Below are 14,101 nucleotides of genomic sequence, written 5' to 3' on the forward strand. Positions count from 1 at the left end.
AAGGGAATCACCATGGCACAGGAATTCACTTTTACCGTTAACGGCGTCGAGCACACGACGACTCAGAACAAGCCGTTGCTGCGCTACCTGCGCGACGACCTGCATATCCATTCCGCCAAGGACGGCTGCTCCGAGGGCGCGTGCGGTACCTGCACCATCCATGTGGACGGCGCGGCCGTCAAGGCGTGCGTGCTGACCACCGCTCTTGCCGCCGGCCGCAACATCGTGACCGTCGAGGGCCTGCCCGAGGACGTGCGCGAGGCCTTTGTGTACGCCTTTGGCGCCGTGGGCGCCGTACAGTGCGGCTTTTGCATCCCCGGTATGGTCATGGCGGGTGCGGCGCTCATCGCCGAGGACCCTGAGCCCACCGAGGAACAGATCAAGTACGCCATCCGCGGCAATGTCTGCCGCTGCACCGGCTACAAAAAGATTATCGAGGGCATTTCGCTGGCCGCTGCGGTGCTCCGCGGCGAAAAGCAGATCGACGAGGACCTGGAGCGCGGCGACGACTACGGCGTGGGCAAGCGCGCCTTCCGTATCGACGTGCGCAAGAAGGTGCTCGGCGAGGGCAAGTATCCCGACGACATCGACGAGCTCGATCAGCCGGGCCTGACCTATGCCAGCGCCGTGCGCTCCAAGTATCCGCGCGCCCGCGTGCTCTCCATCGACACCTCCAAGGCCGAGGCCCTGCCCGGCGTGGTGGGTATCCTGCGCGCCGAGGACGTGCCGGTCAACCAGGTCGGCCACCTTATCCAGGACTGGGACGTCATGATCGCTCAGGGCGATATCACCCGCTGCGTGGGCGATGCCATCGTGCTGGTGGTCGCCGAGGACGAGGCGACGCTCGAGAAGGCCAAGAAGCTCGTAAAGATCGATTACGAGCCGCTGGAGCCCGTGCGCAACATTGTCGAGGCCAGGGCCGCCGACGCCCCGCGCCTGCATGACAGCTTCTTTGCCTTTGGCAACACAGTGGAGCTCAAGGACAACGTGTGCCAGAGCCGTCATGTGACGCGCGGCGACGCCGCCAAGGCGCTGGCCGAAAGCGCGTTCACCGTGACGCAGCGCTTTACCACGCCCTTTACCGAGCATGCCTTCTTGGAGCCCGAGTGTGCCGTTGCCTTCCCGTACAAGAACGGCGTCAAGGTGCAGTCGACCGACCAGGGTGCCTACGATACGCGCAAAGAGTGCGCCCACATGTTTGGCTGGGATAGCGAGCCCGAGCGCGTGGTCGTCGAGACCATGCTCGTGGGCGGCGGCTTTGGCGGCAAGGAGGACGTGTCCATCCAACACCTGGCCGCGCTTGCCGCATATAAGCTCCAGCGTCCTGTGAAGTGCAAGCTCACGCGTGCCGAGTCGCTTGCATTCCATCCCAAGCGCCACGCCATGGACGGTACCTTTACACTGGGTTGCGACGCCGAGGGCAATTTTACCGGTCTGGATTGCGAGATCAACTTTGACACCGGCGCCTACGCGTCGCTGTGCGGCCCGGTGCTCGAGCGCGCCTGCACGCATGCCGTCGGCCCTTACAAGTACCAGAACACCGACATTCGCGGTTATGGCTACTACACCAACAACCCGCCCGCCGGCGCGTACCGCGGCTTTGGCGTTTGCCAGTCCGAGTTTGCGCTCGAGAGCCTGATCGACCTGCTGGCAGAGAAGGTCGGCCTGGATCCGTGGGAGATTCGCTACCGCAACGCCATCGAGCCGGGCGAGGTTTTGCCCAACGGCCAGATTGCCGACTGCTCCACGGCGCTTAAGGAGACACTGCTCGAGGTCAAGGATGCCTACTATGCGCATCCCGGCCACGCCGGCATTGCCTGCGCTATGAAGAACGCTGGCGTGGGCGTTGGCCTGCCCGACGCCGGCCGCTGCAAGATTCGCGTCGAGAACGGCGTGGCCGTGGTCTATGCCGCCACGTCCGACATCGGCCAGGGCTGCAACACCGTCTTTTTGCAGGACGTTGCCGAGGCCTGCGGTCTGCCGCTTCGTTGCATCGCCAACGGCGAGTGCTCCACCGAGAACGCTCCCGACTCCGGCACCACGTCTGGCTCGCGTCAGACGGTCGTGACCGGCGAGGCCGTGCGCGGTGCCGCCTTCCTGCTGCGCGATGCCATGCTTGACATCGAGGCCGGCAAGTCTGCGCCCGCCGCTCCCGTGAATGCGCATGGCGACGGCGTCAAGATCGAGTACGACGACGGTCGCGCCTATCAGCTGCACACGCAGGAGCTCGTCGCCGGCCAGGGTATGCATCCTCAGGATCCCGCGGCCGCCATCAAGGCGCTCGAGGGATGCGAGTTTGGCTACGTGTATCTGGAGCCGACCGACAAGCTGGGTGCCGACGTTCCCAACCCCAAGAGCCACATCTGCTACGGTTTTGCCACGCATGTGGTCATTCTGGATGATGACGGTCGCGTGAGCGAGGTCTATGCCGCGCACGATTCCGGCAAGGTGGTCAACCCCATCTCCATTCAGGGTCAGATCGAAGGCGGCGTGCTCATGGGTATGGGCTATGCGCTTACCGAGGATTGGCCGCTCAAGGACTGCGTGCCCCAGGCAAGGTACGGTACGCTCGGGCTGTTCCGTGCGCCCGAGATTCCGGATATCCACGCCATCTACGTGGAGAAGGACGAGCTGTTGCCCGTGGCATACGGCGGCAAGGGCATCGGCGAGATCGCAACGATCCCCACGGCGCCCGCCGTGCAGAACGCCTACCGCGCGTTTGACGGCAAGCTGCGTCCGGATCTGCCCATGGTGGATACGCCCTACAGCCGCGTTCGCAACCGCGGGTAGGGTGGGGCGCGGACGACCATTGCTGACGGGCTGTTCGCGCTCAACACCAACTGCATATGCTGTGCCTTTGGCCCCGACTCCATCGCGAGCCGGGGCCTTTTGTTTGGAGCGCCTCTGCATGCGGAAACTGCGTCCCAGATTTCGGCTCCAGAATGGGACGTACTATCCGGAACAGCAGGAAACCGGAAACTGCGTCCCAGTTTGAGCGTCTATTCCGGGATGCAGTTTCCGCTGGGCGCTTCAACCGGAAAGTCTGTCCCGTTCTAGGCCTTGATTCCGGGACACGGTTTCCGCTAGGCATGCCATCTGGAAAGTACATCCCGTTTTGAGCGCTCAATTTGGGACATGGTTTCCGCGGGCGCTGCCAACCGGAAAGTGTGTCCCAGTTTGGTGGGCAGGCGGGCATAAGCTCAGCAGCTCCTACAGCTCAATATCGTTGAGCCATGTTGGTAGAGCGGTCTGCCGGATGCCTGCCGTCTGCAGCTTTTTGGCGAGCATTCCTGCCGAGCGGACCTCGTTCATGGTAAAGCGCAGCAGAGGGTGGCCGTAGAGCGATAGGTGTGCCTCGCGCTGTCGTTCGGCAACGAGCGCCTCGGCGGTGGTGCGTCCGGCCAGCATGGTCTGGTTGGTATATTTGATGAGCCCGTCGAGCTCGCCCAGCGTGAGTTCCCGCGCCTGGCGCTCCCAGGCAAAGTCCGTTCGTATGGGCTTGGCCGAATCGAAGGGGTCCGTCAGCTCGTATTGAAGCCAGTCGGGCGCAAAGCCCGTCTCGATCATGACGGCTCGGGTGACCGATTCCCCGCCGCTCTCGGCGCGGGCGTCGGCATATCGAAGTGTCGTGAGGGCGGTGCGAATCGCGTGACCATTGCGGGCGGTCGCTCGTTGCTCGACGGCCTCCATCAGCTGTTCCCGCGCAAGGCCGAGCTTTAAGATCGTCGAATCGGCAATGGGCATGCCGTCGGCAAAACCGGTCTGCAACAGGCAATCTGTGGCCGTTTGGATGGGCGGCGTTACCGATATGCCGGCTCTGCGTATTGCTCCGGCCGGCTCAATCTGGTGCCGCTGAATATGTGCGCCCGGGCGAGCCGACGGCTTTGTCGAGCTGCAGACATGCACGACATTCAAGTGTCGCCACGAGACCTCGAGCCCCAGCAGGCAAGCTGCCGAAAACGAGCAGAACGTCCAATCGAGATGGATGATCGCAAGGGCGCGAATAATCTCGCAATGGCGTTGCGCTCGGTTGAGTTCATCCCAGCGCGTTTTTCGCGCAAACAACCCCGGCATGGGCGAGACAACCGTGCCGCCGGTGCGCCGAAGGAGCGCTTTTCGGATCGCCGTGCTCGGGGGAATCAGACAGCGCCCCTCTTGTTCGGCTTGAGTGAGCAGTTGGTCGATGAGCTGGTCATTGCAATGGGTCATGAGCTACCGCCTCCTTTTGGGTAGCAAAAACGTATCAGCTGGAACTTGCCGCTCAGCTGACCAAAAGCTGACCAAAATCTAACCATGCAGGTAGATGACCTGCTTTTGACGACATATTTCTTGTTTGAATCGGTGGGCGGTAATCGGCGACCGTGAACGGTAGCTGGATATGAAGTCTTGGTAAGTTTCGGGACGTGTACTTTTTGAAAAAGAGCATTCTATCTGCTGTTTCATGTTTCTGGATCGCATATTTGAAGGCATGTGATAAGGGCGGCGGACTGTCGCCTTGTATCTGCGGAAACTGTGACCCGGAATTGCCACTCGGAATGGGACGTGCTTTCCGGAACGGTCCACGTGCGGTGGTGTACCGCTCCTTTTGCGTGCGCCGCTTGTCGAATTACGTTATAGCTAGCTATATTATAGGAAGGTATAATATAGCTAGCTATAACGTAAAGGAAGGATGGCCTATGTTTATCGGAAGAACAGCGGAAATGTCCGAGCTCAATCGACTGTATGGCACGGGCTCCTTTGAGATGCCTGTGATTTACGGCCGCCGTCGCGTGGGTAAAACGCGCCTTATCACAGAGTTCATCCAAGGCAAGAGGGCTATTTACTTTCAAGCTCGTCGTACCAATGCAGAGGCAAACCTGCACGGCTTTAGCCAGGCGATACTTGCAGGCTCGGTTGGTGCTGCAGGCGTGTCGTTTCGTAGTTTTGACGAGGCGTTCGATGCATTGGCCACCATGGCTCGCACGGAACGTTTGATTGTCGTGATTGACGAGTATCCCTATCTCGCCCAATCGCATCCCGAGATCAGCTCGTTACTGCAAGACAAGATCGATCACCTGTACAAAGAGGCCAAGCTCATGCTTATCCTGTGCGGGTCGTCGCTTTCGTTTATGGAAGAGCAGGTGTTGGGCTACGAGAGCCCACTATACGGTAGGCGTACGGCCCAGTTTAAGATCATGCCGCTCGATTTTACGACGACCCTCGACCTGTGGCAGAGCATGGGTCGCGAAGACGCTGCGGTTTGCTATGGCATGACGGGCGGCATTCCTGCATATATCGAGAAAGTCGATCCTGCCGCACCGCTCAAGGACAACATCAAACGTCTATTTCTTACTCCTACGGGCTATCTCTTTGAGGAGCCGAGTAACCTGCTGTTGCAAGAGTGCCGCAATCCCGAGCAATATGATGCGATCGTGCAAGCAATTGCTCAGGGGCGCTCGAGGATCTCGGAGATTGCGAGCTCTACGGGAATCCCTGCGAGCAACGTAAAGAGCTATGTGGATAAGCTGGCGTCGCTTGGGATTGTCGAGCGCGAGCTGCCCCTAAACGAGACGAGCAATAAGCGAGCCGTGTATCTGCTGAGCGACCAGATGTTTAGGTTCTGGTACAAGTTTGTGCCGCAGAACATTGGGCTGATTCAAAACGATATGGCCGAGATGGCGTATAAGCGCATTGAGCCGCACGTATCGGATTACATGGGTACGGTCTTTGAGCTTATATGCAGGCAATACGTGTACGAACTCGCGCGCGCGGGCCAGCTCGATGTGGTTCCGGCGAGCGTCGGGCGCTGGTGGGGGACGGACAATCGCACACATACGCAGGAAGAAATCGACTTGATTGTTGACGATGGCGAGGGCGCTGCGCTGTTTGCGGAGTGCAAATGGCGCAATGAACCGGTTGGCGAGGATGTGCTGCAAAAGCTCGTGCACCGAAGCGAGCTCTTTAGACGGCAGCAAAAAAGCTATGCGATCTTCTCGAAGCGAGGCTTTACGCAAGGATGTCAGGATGCTGCGGCGAGCAGGGGAGATACCAAGCTGATTTCGTTTGCCGAGATGTGCGAGCGGAGATAACCAAGCGCGCTCTGATTTGATGCTCGGAATGGGTCGCGCTAAGGATGCCAAGCGTAAAACCTTCAATGAAAATGGCGTAAAAACTACATCTGTCATGGCGTAAAAACTACATTGAAAGTAGCGTAAAATCAGCATTGAGAATGGCGAAATTTCGCATATCGCATGATAGAGAGGGACGGCCGTCTATGGATGCACCAAAGAGATTGACCCAAAAGGGATATAGGCCCCGGCTCATAGAGGAGCGCCTCGACACCCTTATGCGGGCGTTTGGCTGTGTGGAGATCAACGGCCCCAAATGGTGCGGCAAGACCTGGACGGCGCTCTCTCGCTCGGCGAGCGTCTCCAGGCTCGATGAGCCTGCGCAGCGTGCGGCGGCAGAGGTCGACCCAAGCCTGGCGCTCATCGGCGATGCGCCACACCTGGTCGATGAATGGCAGGAGGTGCCCGAGGTTTGGGATGCCGCCCGGCGTTTCGTGGACGCGAGCGGCAACGAACGGGGGACACTTTTGCTCACGGGCTCGACCGCGCTCAAAAGCGAGGAGCGCAGCCATGTTCGTCATTCCGGCACGGGTAGGATCGCCCGTCTGTCAATGCGCCCCATGGCCCTGTGTGAGTCGGGCGACGGCGAGCCGCTCGTGTCACTGGCAAGCCTCTTTAAGGGCGAGGATTTTGCCCCTCAGCGTCGCGAGAGCACGGTGGATGACGTCGCCCGCTGGTGCTGCAGGGGCGGTTGGCCTGCAAATCTTGGGCTTTCGGAAGATCTTGCGCGAGAGACGGCAAGCCAGTACGTGCACTCGGTGCTCGACGTCAACGTGCTGGACGAGGGCATGTCGTCCGAGCTTGCACACGGCCTTTTGCGAGCTCTTGCCATGAACGAGAGCCAGGCTGTCACGTACAAGACGCTCGTAAAGGATGCCTCGTACGGTGAGGCGGGCCCCGACGAGAGGACCATCGCTGCGTACTTGGACCTCTTCAACAGGCTCAAGCTGACCGAGGACCTCTGCGGATGGGAGCCGCCCATGCGCTCGAAGGCCCGCGTTCGCGTGCGCCCCAAGCGCTACTTCTGTGACCCGTCACTTGCGGCGGCGTTGCTGGGGGCTACCCCTGAGCGGCTGCTTGGCGATATGCAAACGCTGGGGATGCTCTTTGAGAATCTCGTCCTGCGCGACGTGCGCGTGTTCCTTTCCACCTACGGCGGTGTCGACAACAGTGTCTATTATTTCCGAGATGAGAAGGGCCTTGAGGTCGATCTGATCGTTGAGCACGACGGGCGCTGGGGAGCCATCGAGGTCAAGCTGAGTGATGCGAAAGCAGACGATGGAGCGAGAAATCTCAAGGCGCTGGAGAGGAAAGTGCTCTCCAATCCTGCCGCCCAGAATGCCGCGCCGGCGTTTTTGGCGGTCGTGGTTGGAAAGGGGAGTATTGCCTACACACGCGACGACGGCGTGGCGGTGATTCCCATGGCGGCACTTGGGGCGTAGTGGTTTTGCGGGCGTGCCGTGCTTCCTTTACCGAAAATCCATTTGGTAAACCAGATGCTCGCGGATAGAATAAAGTTGACGGCAGCCCAAGGGTGATAGCTGGGCAGCGCTGTTGCTTGGTCAAGAGGTCAGTGCCTTAATGGCAGCGACTTGTTATGCTTCGAATGCTGCTTGAGTGCCTCGGAAAGTTCGATAAGCGCCGTGAAGAGCGAGACCAAAGCAACCAAGAGCTCTACGAGCTCTGATGGGCCCGGGATGACCGCTGATTCAAGTCACCGGGCCTAAATCTTTTTCATGCATTTGAATAGAGCGGGCGACTCTCTTGGGGCGGTCTGCATGGCGTGCGACCGGCGCATGGCGTTGCACCCCGCTTTTGTGTCCGCACGGGCGCCTATCCTTACGGCAATGTAGCCGCCTATGTAGCAAGCGGCAGGCAACGGAGAAAGGCCCTGACCGTGCCAGACAAAAAGACGCCGTGCATCTCGGCTATCGATACGACGAACTTTGCGCGTCAGATTGTGCTCGACTTCGAGTTTGCGCCGGTGCCAAGGCAGCGCCAGCGCCGCGGGTTGCGCAACGAGATTATCGAGGTCGGCGCGGTTAAGCTCGATAACCACGGCAATGTGATGGGCGAGTTCTCGCAGTTTATGCAGATGGAATTTACCGAAGGCGTTTGTTCCCGTTCGCGAGCTCACAGGGATATCGGCCGTGGACACCGCGATGGCCGATCCGCTCTGTATGGTTATCAAAAGGCTCGGCGATTGGATTGGTCGCTACTCCGTCCAGATAGTTTGCTGGAGCGGGACGGATCGTCGACAGCTTTTGACCGAGTGCCAGGCAAAGCACATCGACCTTTCCGCATTTCCTACGGACTGGGCCGACCTGCAGGCGTTTTATACCTCGATCATGGACGTGGGCAGCCACGGGTGCGTCTCGTTGGGCGACGTGGCGACGTGGTTTGGCATCGAGTTCGACGAGTCGACGGGCCACGCCCACAGCGCCCTGGCCGATGCGCGCGTGACCGCCAAGCTGCTCAAGCAGGTGATGGACGGGGACTACCGCGTGAGTCCGCGCGCCCAGGAAGTCCGCCAGCGATGGGGGATGGGCGAGCGAGCTCAGACGCGCCTTTCCAGCAAGTGCCCCGAGCTGGGCGACTTGCTACTGAAGCTGAAGGCGGAGGGGAAGTAGGCGGAGCGGACAATATTGTCGTTTTCGCCTGCGAAGAAGGAATCAATTAACTGCAAAGTGTGGATGGCTTCTAGCGAAGATTTAAACACCAGACTATGAAAGGGTTATCGAGCCATTGGGACTGCAACATTCGCCCATCGCAAGACGTTACTTGTTCAAATTGGGACGCTCCACATCCTATGAAATGGTAATGCGGAGCGTCCCTAGAGACCTGTCTTCTGTTGCCTAATAGTAGAGTTCGATATACGAATACGCCTTATCAAAAAGAGCCTGGTCTTTGAGCTTGTAGCGCATCCAAAGAATGGCGCGTAGCTGCTTCTTGACCTCTTTGACGCCTGCTGTGGTTGCCTGCCAACCGTCGAAGCGAGTTATCTTAACGATCTCGTCAATGTCATTGACGATGTTCTCGACGATGATAGGCGTGTCGCCGTTCTTGATGCCGTTAAAGAGCTCAGTGAGAGCAGCCTTTCCCTTGTCCTCCTCTTCCTCGGGCACGACTTCCTTTTCGGCGGCTCGTGCTTCTTTGGCGAGGTCGATGAGCATCTTGAGGAACTCGACGCTGTTGATAAGACCTTGCTCGTGACGTTCCCTCAGGTCCTCCAGACGCTCGCCGAGCTTCTGGAACTTGCCATTCTTATCGTGCTTGCGGATTCGTGCGACGAGATCTATCTCCAGCTTACGTGTGATCTTCTCGGTATTGCTCTTGTCGTTGATGAAGTGCTCGATCATGTCCTCGTCGAGTTCAAGGATGTCGTCATCGTCTCGGACTCTCTCGACGGTGATGTTCTCGTGCACGAGCTCGATTGTCTTGGGCCCGAGCGCTGCCCAGATGAGCTTCCCGCGATTGTCTACCGGTCTCACGGAATCGTAGACCTGCGAGAGCCAGATGAAATCGGGCTTGTAGGGATTGAGACACGAATCGGGCGAAAGGGCTTCCCACGCTCTGTTCAAGACCGAGAAGTCGGCCCCAAACTGGTCTTTCACCTTTGTCGTTGGCAGACATTGTTGAGCTTCGAGAAGGGACTCCCAATCCGCGTTGCGGCGGTCTCTGACCGTTGAGAAGTACTCAAGACAGCAATGCATAAGCCTGGGTAGTTCGGCCTTTACCTCGTCGATGTTGGTTATGACCTTCTGCACCTCGGCCTCGTCGAAGTGCAGGGACTTGGCGACGTTGTCGAAGAGGCCGATATAGTCAACTATGAGACCGAATGTCTTCTTGTCGTTGTAGACGCGGTTGGTTCGACAGATTGCCTGCAATAGCGTGTGGTCGCGTAAGGGCTTGTCAAGGTACTGAGTTTGCAGGATGGGCGCATCGAACCCAGTGAGCAGCTTCGCAGTGACGATGAGAATCTTGAGCGGATCGTCCGGGTCGCGGAAACGGTCAAGGAGCTTTTCCTCGGCATCGCGATCGCGACGATATGCCTTGTACCGGTCCTCCTTGTCGTTGTTCGTATCCATGACGATGGTGACTGCATCAGCGCCCAAGAGCTTGTCGAGCTCCTCCTTATACAGCAGGCAGCACTCTCGGTCGTAGCAGACTACCTGCGCCTTGAAGCCGTCGGGCTCAACCTTTGACTTGAAGTGCTTGGCGATGTGTTCGCATACCTTGTGGATGCGGTCCGGGGCCTTCATGACGGACTCGATCTTGACGCGCCTGGTGAGTTCCGCCTTGTCCTCTTTGCTGAGGTCTCGGGTCATTTCGTCAAAGGCGGCGTTCACGACCTCTTGGTTGACGTGGAGCTCGACGGGAACGGTTTCAAAATGGAGCGGCAATGTGGCGTGGTCGCGGATGGAGTCGGCGAAGGAATAGCGGCTCATGTAGCCGGACTTGTCCTCTTTGGCACCGAAGGTGTGGAACGTGTTCTTGTCGGTTCGGTTGATGGGCGTGCCGGTCAAGCCGAAGAAGAAGGCGTTTGGCAAGGCGAGTCGCATCTTCTCGCCGAGGTCGCCCTCTTGGGTGCGGTGCGCCTCGTCGACCATGAGGATGATGTTCTCGCGCTCGTTGAGCGTCCCCGCAACCTCGCCGAATTTGAAGATGGTGGTGATGAGGATCTTTCTCATGTCCTGCTTAAAGAAGGACTCAAGCTCTTCCTTGCTGCCGGCGCTTGCGAGGTTGGGGATATCGGATGCGTTGAAGGTCCCCGTGATTTGGGTCTCGAGGTCGATTCGGTCATCCACGATGACGACGGTCGGGTTCTTGAGTTCGGGGACCATGCGCAGCTTCTGGGCGGCGAATACCATGAGCAGTGACTTTCCTGAGCCCTGGAAATGCCAAATGAGGCCACGCTTCGGGTATCCTGCGCGGACGCGGTCCACGATGAGGTTCGCACCCTCGAACTGTTGGTAGCGACAGATCAGCTTGATGCGTCGATGCTTCTTGTCGGTGGCGAAGAGCGTGAAGAACTGGAAGATGTCCATGACGTTCGTGGGGGTTAGCATGGACGCCATGCTTCTCTTGACGTCGGCAAGTGTGCCCTCGCTCTTCTTGTCGCCCTCATGCCAGGGTCCCCACATCTCGGGAGGCATGTTCACTGACCCGTAGCGATAGCATTTTCCTTCGCTGGCGAAGTTGATCGCGCTACAGACGAACATCTGCGGGATGCTCTTCTCATATTTAGCGATGTCGCCAGCGCCGTCGAGCCAGGTTATCGAATCGCGCACCGGCGTCTTGAACTCGCCGATGACGAGCGGAAATCCATTGACAAGAAGGACGAGGTCGAGGCGCTTGCCGCCCTGCTCCTGGGGGTAGACCCACTGGTTGGTGACGATGTACTCGTTTTTGCCAAGATCGCCGTCCGCCGCCGTGCCAAAGAAGCGGATGGGGACCATGCGACCGTCTTTGCCGTAGGGGAATGAGTTCTCCTCGATGATGAGCTTTTTGAACCGCTCGTTGGTGGAGACCAGGTTCTGCGGACTTGTGGACTGAATGAGGGCCCTGAGTCGGTAGATGATCTCGTCGGCGCGATCGGGGTCTTCTGCGATCTCCGGGTTAAGCCTGATGAGGGCGTCCTTGACCATGGGCTCGACCATGACGTCGGCATGGCGGCGCGGGAGGTCTTCGGCGGCCACGTATCTCCAGCCAAGGCTGGCAAGCGCCTCGACGCTCATTTGCTCGATGGTGTTGTCCTCGTTAAACATCTCCGAGTCCTAACTCCTGGTTCAAGATCTTCTTAGTCGTGGCGTTCAACTCGTCGAGGGCCTTTTGTACAGCAAATTTCGATTTGTCGACTGAATGGAAAAATACAGCAAAGTCCCTTTGCTCCGCTTTATCAGCAATGGGAAGATTGAACCCTTTGATCGTTTTTAGGCTAAGGTTCTTTTGACGGCATCCCTTTCTTTGACCAAGCAGATGAGGCTTCATTATCGAGATTGCCGTATAAAGCCATTCAACGAGAACCGAATCATTGGGGATCAGACAGGCGCATGCCTGATTTGATGCGGCGGCCTTATCAAGAACCCCCATCTTTAGAGCGGCGGTATCATACATTCCAACGAGAAGGGAGCCTGCCGGATACAGTTTTGCCGCGGATTGATTCAATGCCTCGATCGTTATTCTTTCAATAGACGATCGAAGGTGAAATCCATTAAGCTCGCCGGCTGAATACCAATCAATATCCCCTTCGAAATAAGCGGTGTTTGAACGTGCCGGGGTTCCGCCACTTTGCCACTTTCCTAGATCGGAGAAACTTGCGATGGGCTTATGAAATGTATTGTCGATAGGATCCCCGAACATCTCGACAAATTGTGATTTGACGACGTCGTCGCAGGTCGTGAGCAGCTTACGATAATGCCCTTTGAGGCTCTCGGCTTCCGAGAGGATGCCGGCAAGCTCGCGTTGTTTTCCCAGCGAGGGCAAATCAAATTCCAAGGTCCGGAGATCTTTCCAGTTTGCCGTCGGCGAAAGAGAGCCGACGGAGACCCGTATTGCCTCGTCAAGGAATATGCCGGAGCTGATGAAAAACGGGAAGAACATCGGATCGACGACATCGGCCTTCGGGCGCAGCACCATCCCGTGAGCCGAGAAGATGCCATCGAAGGGCGCTATGCCGACCTTCTTCTGATAGGCCCTTCGGCGGCCGAACAGGACATCGCCTTTCTTCATGAGCAGTTTGTCGCCCTTGGGAGTAACCTCGGCGCCCCAACGGGTCACCTCAAGAGTGCCCGGATCAAGGTGCTCCAGCCCAACGTACCGGTTGCGATCGCTTTCCTCGGGTTTTTTCCTGGCGGTGCTGTTCTCGGCTATCTGGTCGAATCTATACCTTGTCATGCCGCGCACCCCCGGCAACCAAATTGTGATTTAACAACGTCATCGCAGGTTGCAATTAGCGAACGATAGTCTTCCTTAAGCCGCTCGGCAGCGCACATAATGTCAGCAATCTCGGCGACTGTTTTCGGTTCTGGAAGGTCTATCTCAAAGTCCGCAAGATCGGAGAACAGGACGTAAGGGTTGGTGGAACCTTTTGATTTGCCAATCGAGTAGCTAGTGAAACGATCGGAGAGCAGCAGGAACGGAAGAAGCCTCTGAGGAAGAATGGACTCATCCTTGGTTTCAAGAACGAACGTCACGTTGGACGTCACGCCCTCGAAATCGGCAACGGAAACTTTCTTGAGATAAGTACGCCTAGATCCATACAGGACTTGCCCTGGCTTGAATATTCTGATGAAGGCAGGGCCGACGTCGGCTTCGTCAAATCGCCCTCGCATTGTAAGCTTGGGCCTCTCACTTTCCATGTGGTCGCCGGCAACGAAATACTCGTATGGGTTGTTGTCTCGATCGACCTTTTCTTTGCAGTTGCGCACGAGGTCGCCGAATAGATACTTCGTCATGCCGCGCACCCCCGGCAACCAAATTGTGATTTGACGACGTCATCGCAGGCTGTAAGTAGCTGCCTGTAGTGAGACCTCGTTTCTTGTGCGGTCCAGAGTATGTCGGCAAGATCTTCTTGCTTAGCGATGCTGGGAAGCTCGAATTCAAATTGCGAAAGGCTCTGCCACTTGACTCTTGGCGAGAGGGAGCCTGCCGAATTGGTGACGGCGTGCTCGAATAGGGCGTCGTTCTGGATGATGAACGGGAGCAGCCTCGGAGAGAGGTTGTCCTTGGGGGCGATGACGGTGATGTCGCCAGAGCAGATTCCGTCGAATGGGGCGACGGCAGCCTTGCGCAGGTATGCCCTGCGACGCCCGAACAGCACCTGCCCCTTTGAGAAAGCCTTAGTGAAGGTGGTCTCGACACCTTCGTCCCAATGGGCGAGTTCGACCTCGCCGGGGTCCAGATGCTCAAGGCCGACCGTCGGCAGCTCTTGCCCCACAGGGACCTTCTGTTTAATTTCGTGGGCCACATCGCCCAGGCAAACGTGGGTCATG

The 14,101-nt window shown here is 58.0% G+C and carries 10 protein-coding genes; 4 read left to right on the forward strand and 6 right to left on the reverse strand.

Annotated features, from left to right (window positions below; all coding sequences use genetic code 11):
- Positions 1 to 12: 12 nt before the first annotated feature.
- Positions 13 to 2,790 (forward strand): selenium-dependent xanthine dehydrogenase, encoded by a 2,778-nt coding sequence (gene xdh, locus ABCN01_RS00115; protein WP_342995741.1) that lies wholly within the window; start codon positions 13 to 15, stop codon positions 2,788 to 2,790.
- 420 nt (positions 2,791 to 3,210) lie between these two features.
- Here the strand turns inward: xdh and ABCN01_RS00120 are convergent, their stop codons facing one another.
- Positions 3,211 to 4,209 carry a hypothetical protein gene (locus ABCN01_RS00120; RefSeq protein ID WP_342997048.1) on the reverse strand — a complete coding sequence of 333 codons (999 nt, stop codon included), beginning with the start codon at positions 4,207 to 4,209 and terminating at the stop codon, positions 3,211 to 3,213.
- A gap of 467 nt (positions 4,210 to 4,676) precedes the next feature.
- Between ABCN01_RS00120 and ABCN01_RS00125 the strand changes: the two genes are divergently transcribed.
- Positions 4,677 to 6,068 (forward strand): ATP-binding protein, encoded by a 1,392-nt coding sequence (locus tag ABCN01_RS00125; RefSeq protein WP_342997049.1) that lies wholly within the window; start codon positions 4,677 to 4,679, stop codon positions 6,066 to 6,068.
- A gap of 185 nt (positions 6,069 to 6,253) precedes the next feature.
- Positions 6,254 to 7,549: an ATP-binding protein gene (locus tag ABCN01_RS00130; protein WP_343014126.1), complete on the forward strand. Its 1,296-nt coding sequence runs from the start codon at positions 6,254 to 6,256 to the stop codon at positions 7,547 to 7,549.
- A 281-nt stretch (positions 7,550 to 7,830) separates the two neighbouring features.
- Here ABCN01_RS00130 and ABCN01_RS00135 read toward each other — a convergent pair whose 3' ends face one another.
- Complete coding sequence (locus tag ABCN01_RS00135) at positions 7,831 to 8,265, reverse strand: hypothetical protein (RefSeq protein ID WP_342997051.1); 435 nt, start codon at positions 8,263 to 8,265, stop codon at positions 7,831 to 7,833.
- Here ABCN01_RS00135 and ABCN01_RS00140 point away from each other — a divergent pair.
- The gene (locus ABCN01_RS00140; protein ID WP_343014128.1) at positions 8,258 to 8,737 is read left to right on the forward strand and encodes a hypothetical protein; all 480 of its coding nucleotides are present in this window, start codon (positions 8,258 to 8,260) and stop codon (positions 8,735 to 8,737) included. The genes ABCN01_RS00135 and ABCN01_RS00140 overlap by 8 nt on opposite strands.
- Before the next feature lie 225 nt (positions 8,738 to 8,962).
- Here ABCN01_RS00140 and ABCN01_RS00145 read toward each other — a convergent pair whose 3' ends face one another.
- Genes ABCN01_RS00145 through ABCN01_RS00160 form a run of 4 tightly spaced genes read right to left on the reverse strand, consistent with a single transcriptional unit; the run spans position 8,963 to position 14,100 of the window.
- Positions 8,963 to 11,875, reverse strand: coding sequence for a type I restriction endonuclease subunit R (locus tag ABCN01_RS00145; protein WP_342997053.1), 2,913 nt, complete (start codon positions 11,873 to 11,875; stop codon positions 8,963 to 8,965).
- Entirely contained in the window at positions 11,868 to 13,004 is a 1,137-nt protein-coding gene (locus ABCN01_RS00150; RefSeq protein ID WP_343014130.1) for a restriction endonuclease subunit S, read from the reverse strand. The genes ABCN01_RS00145 and ABCN01_RS00150 overlap by 8 nt, the downstream gene beginning before the upstream one ends.
- Positions 13,001 to 13,564, reverse strand: coding sequence for a restriction endonuclease subunit S (locus tag ABCN01_RS00155; protein WP_343014131.1), 564 nt, complete (start codon positions 13,562 to 13,564; stop codon positions 13,001 to 13,003). The genes ABCN01_RS00150 and ABCN01_RS00155 overlap by 4 nt, the downstream gene beginning before the upstream one ends.
- A complete protein-coding gene (locus ABCN01_RS00160) occupies positions 13,561 to 14,100 on the reverse strand; it encodes a restriction endonuclease subunit S (RefSeq protein ID WP_343014132.1) in 540 nt (179 codons plus the stop codon). The genes ABCN01_RS00155 and ABCN01_RS00160 overlap by 4 nt, the downstream gene beginning before the upstream one ends.
- Between the last annotated feature and the right edge of the window lies 1 nt (position 14,101).

Source organism: Collinsella aerofaciens (assembly GCF_039062365.1).
Classification (GTDB): domain Bacteria; phylum Actinomycetota; class Coriobacteriia; order Coriobacteriales; family Coriobacteriaceae; genus Collinsella.

What these genes read in the sequence shown, in the direction of transcription:
- xdh (WP_342995741.1), top strand. Translation starts at nt 13, where the DNA reads ATGGCACAGGAATTCACTTTTACCGTTAACGGCGTCGAGCACACGACG.
- ABCN01_RS00120 (WP_342997048.1), bottom strand. Translation starts at nt 4,209, where the DNA reads ATGACCCATTGCAATGACCAGCTCATCGACCAACTGCTCACTCAAGCC.
- ABCN01_RS00125 (WP_342997049.1), top strand. Translation starts at nt 4,677, where the DNA reads ATGTTTATCGGAAGAACAGCGGAAATGTCCGAGCTCAATCGACTGTAT.
- ABCN01_RS00130 (WP_343014126.1), top strand. Translation starts at nt 6,254, where the DNA reads ATGGATGCACCAAAGAGATTGACCCAAAAGGGATATAGGCCCCGGCTC.
- ABCN01_RS00145 (WP_342997053.1), bottom strand. Translation starts at nt 11,875, where the DNA reads ATGTTTAACGAGGACAACACCATCGAGCAAATGAGCGTCGAGGCGCTT.
- ABCN01_RS00150 (WP_343014130.1), bottom strand. Translation starts at nt 13,004, where the DNA reads ATGACAAGGTATAGATTCGACCAGATAGCCGAGAACAGCACCGCCAGG.
- ABCN01_RS00155 (WP_343014131.1), bottom strand. Translation starts at nt 13,564, where the DNA reads ATGACGAAGTATCTATTCGGCGACCTCGTGCGCAACTGCAAAGAAAAG.
- ABCN01_RS00160 (WP_343014132.1), bottom strand. Translation starts at nt 14,100, where the DNA reads ATGACCCACGTTTGCCTGGGCGATGTGGCCCACGAAATTAAACAGAAG.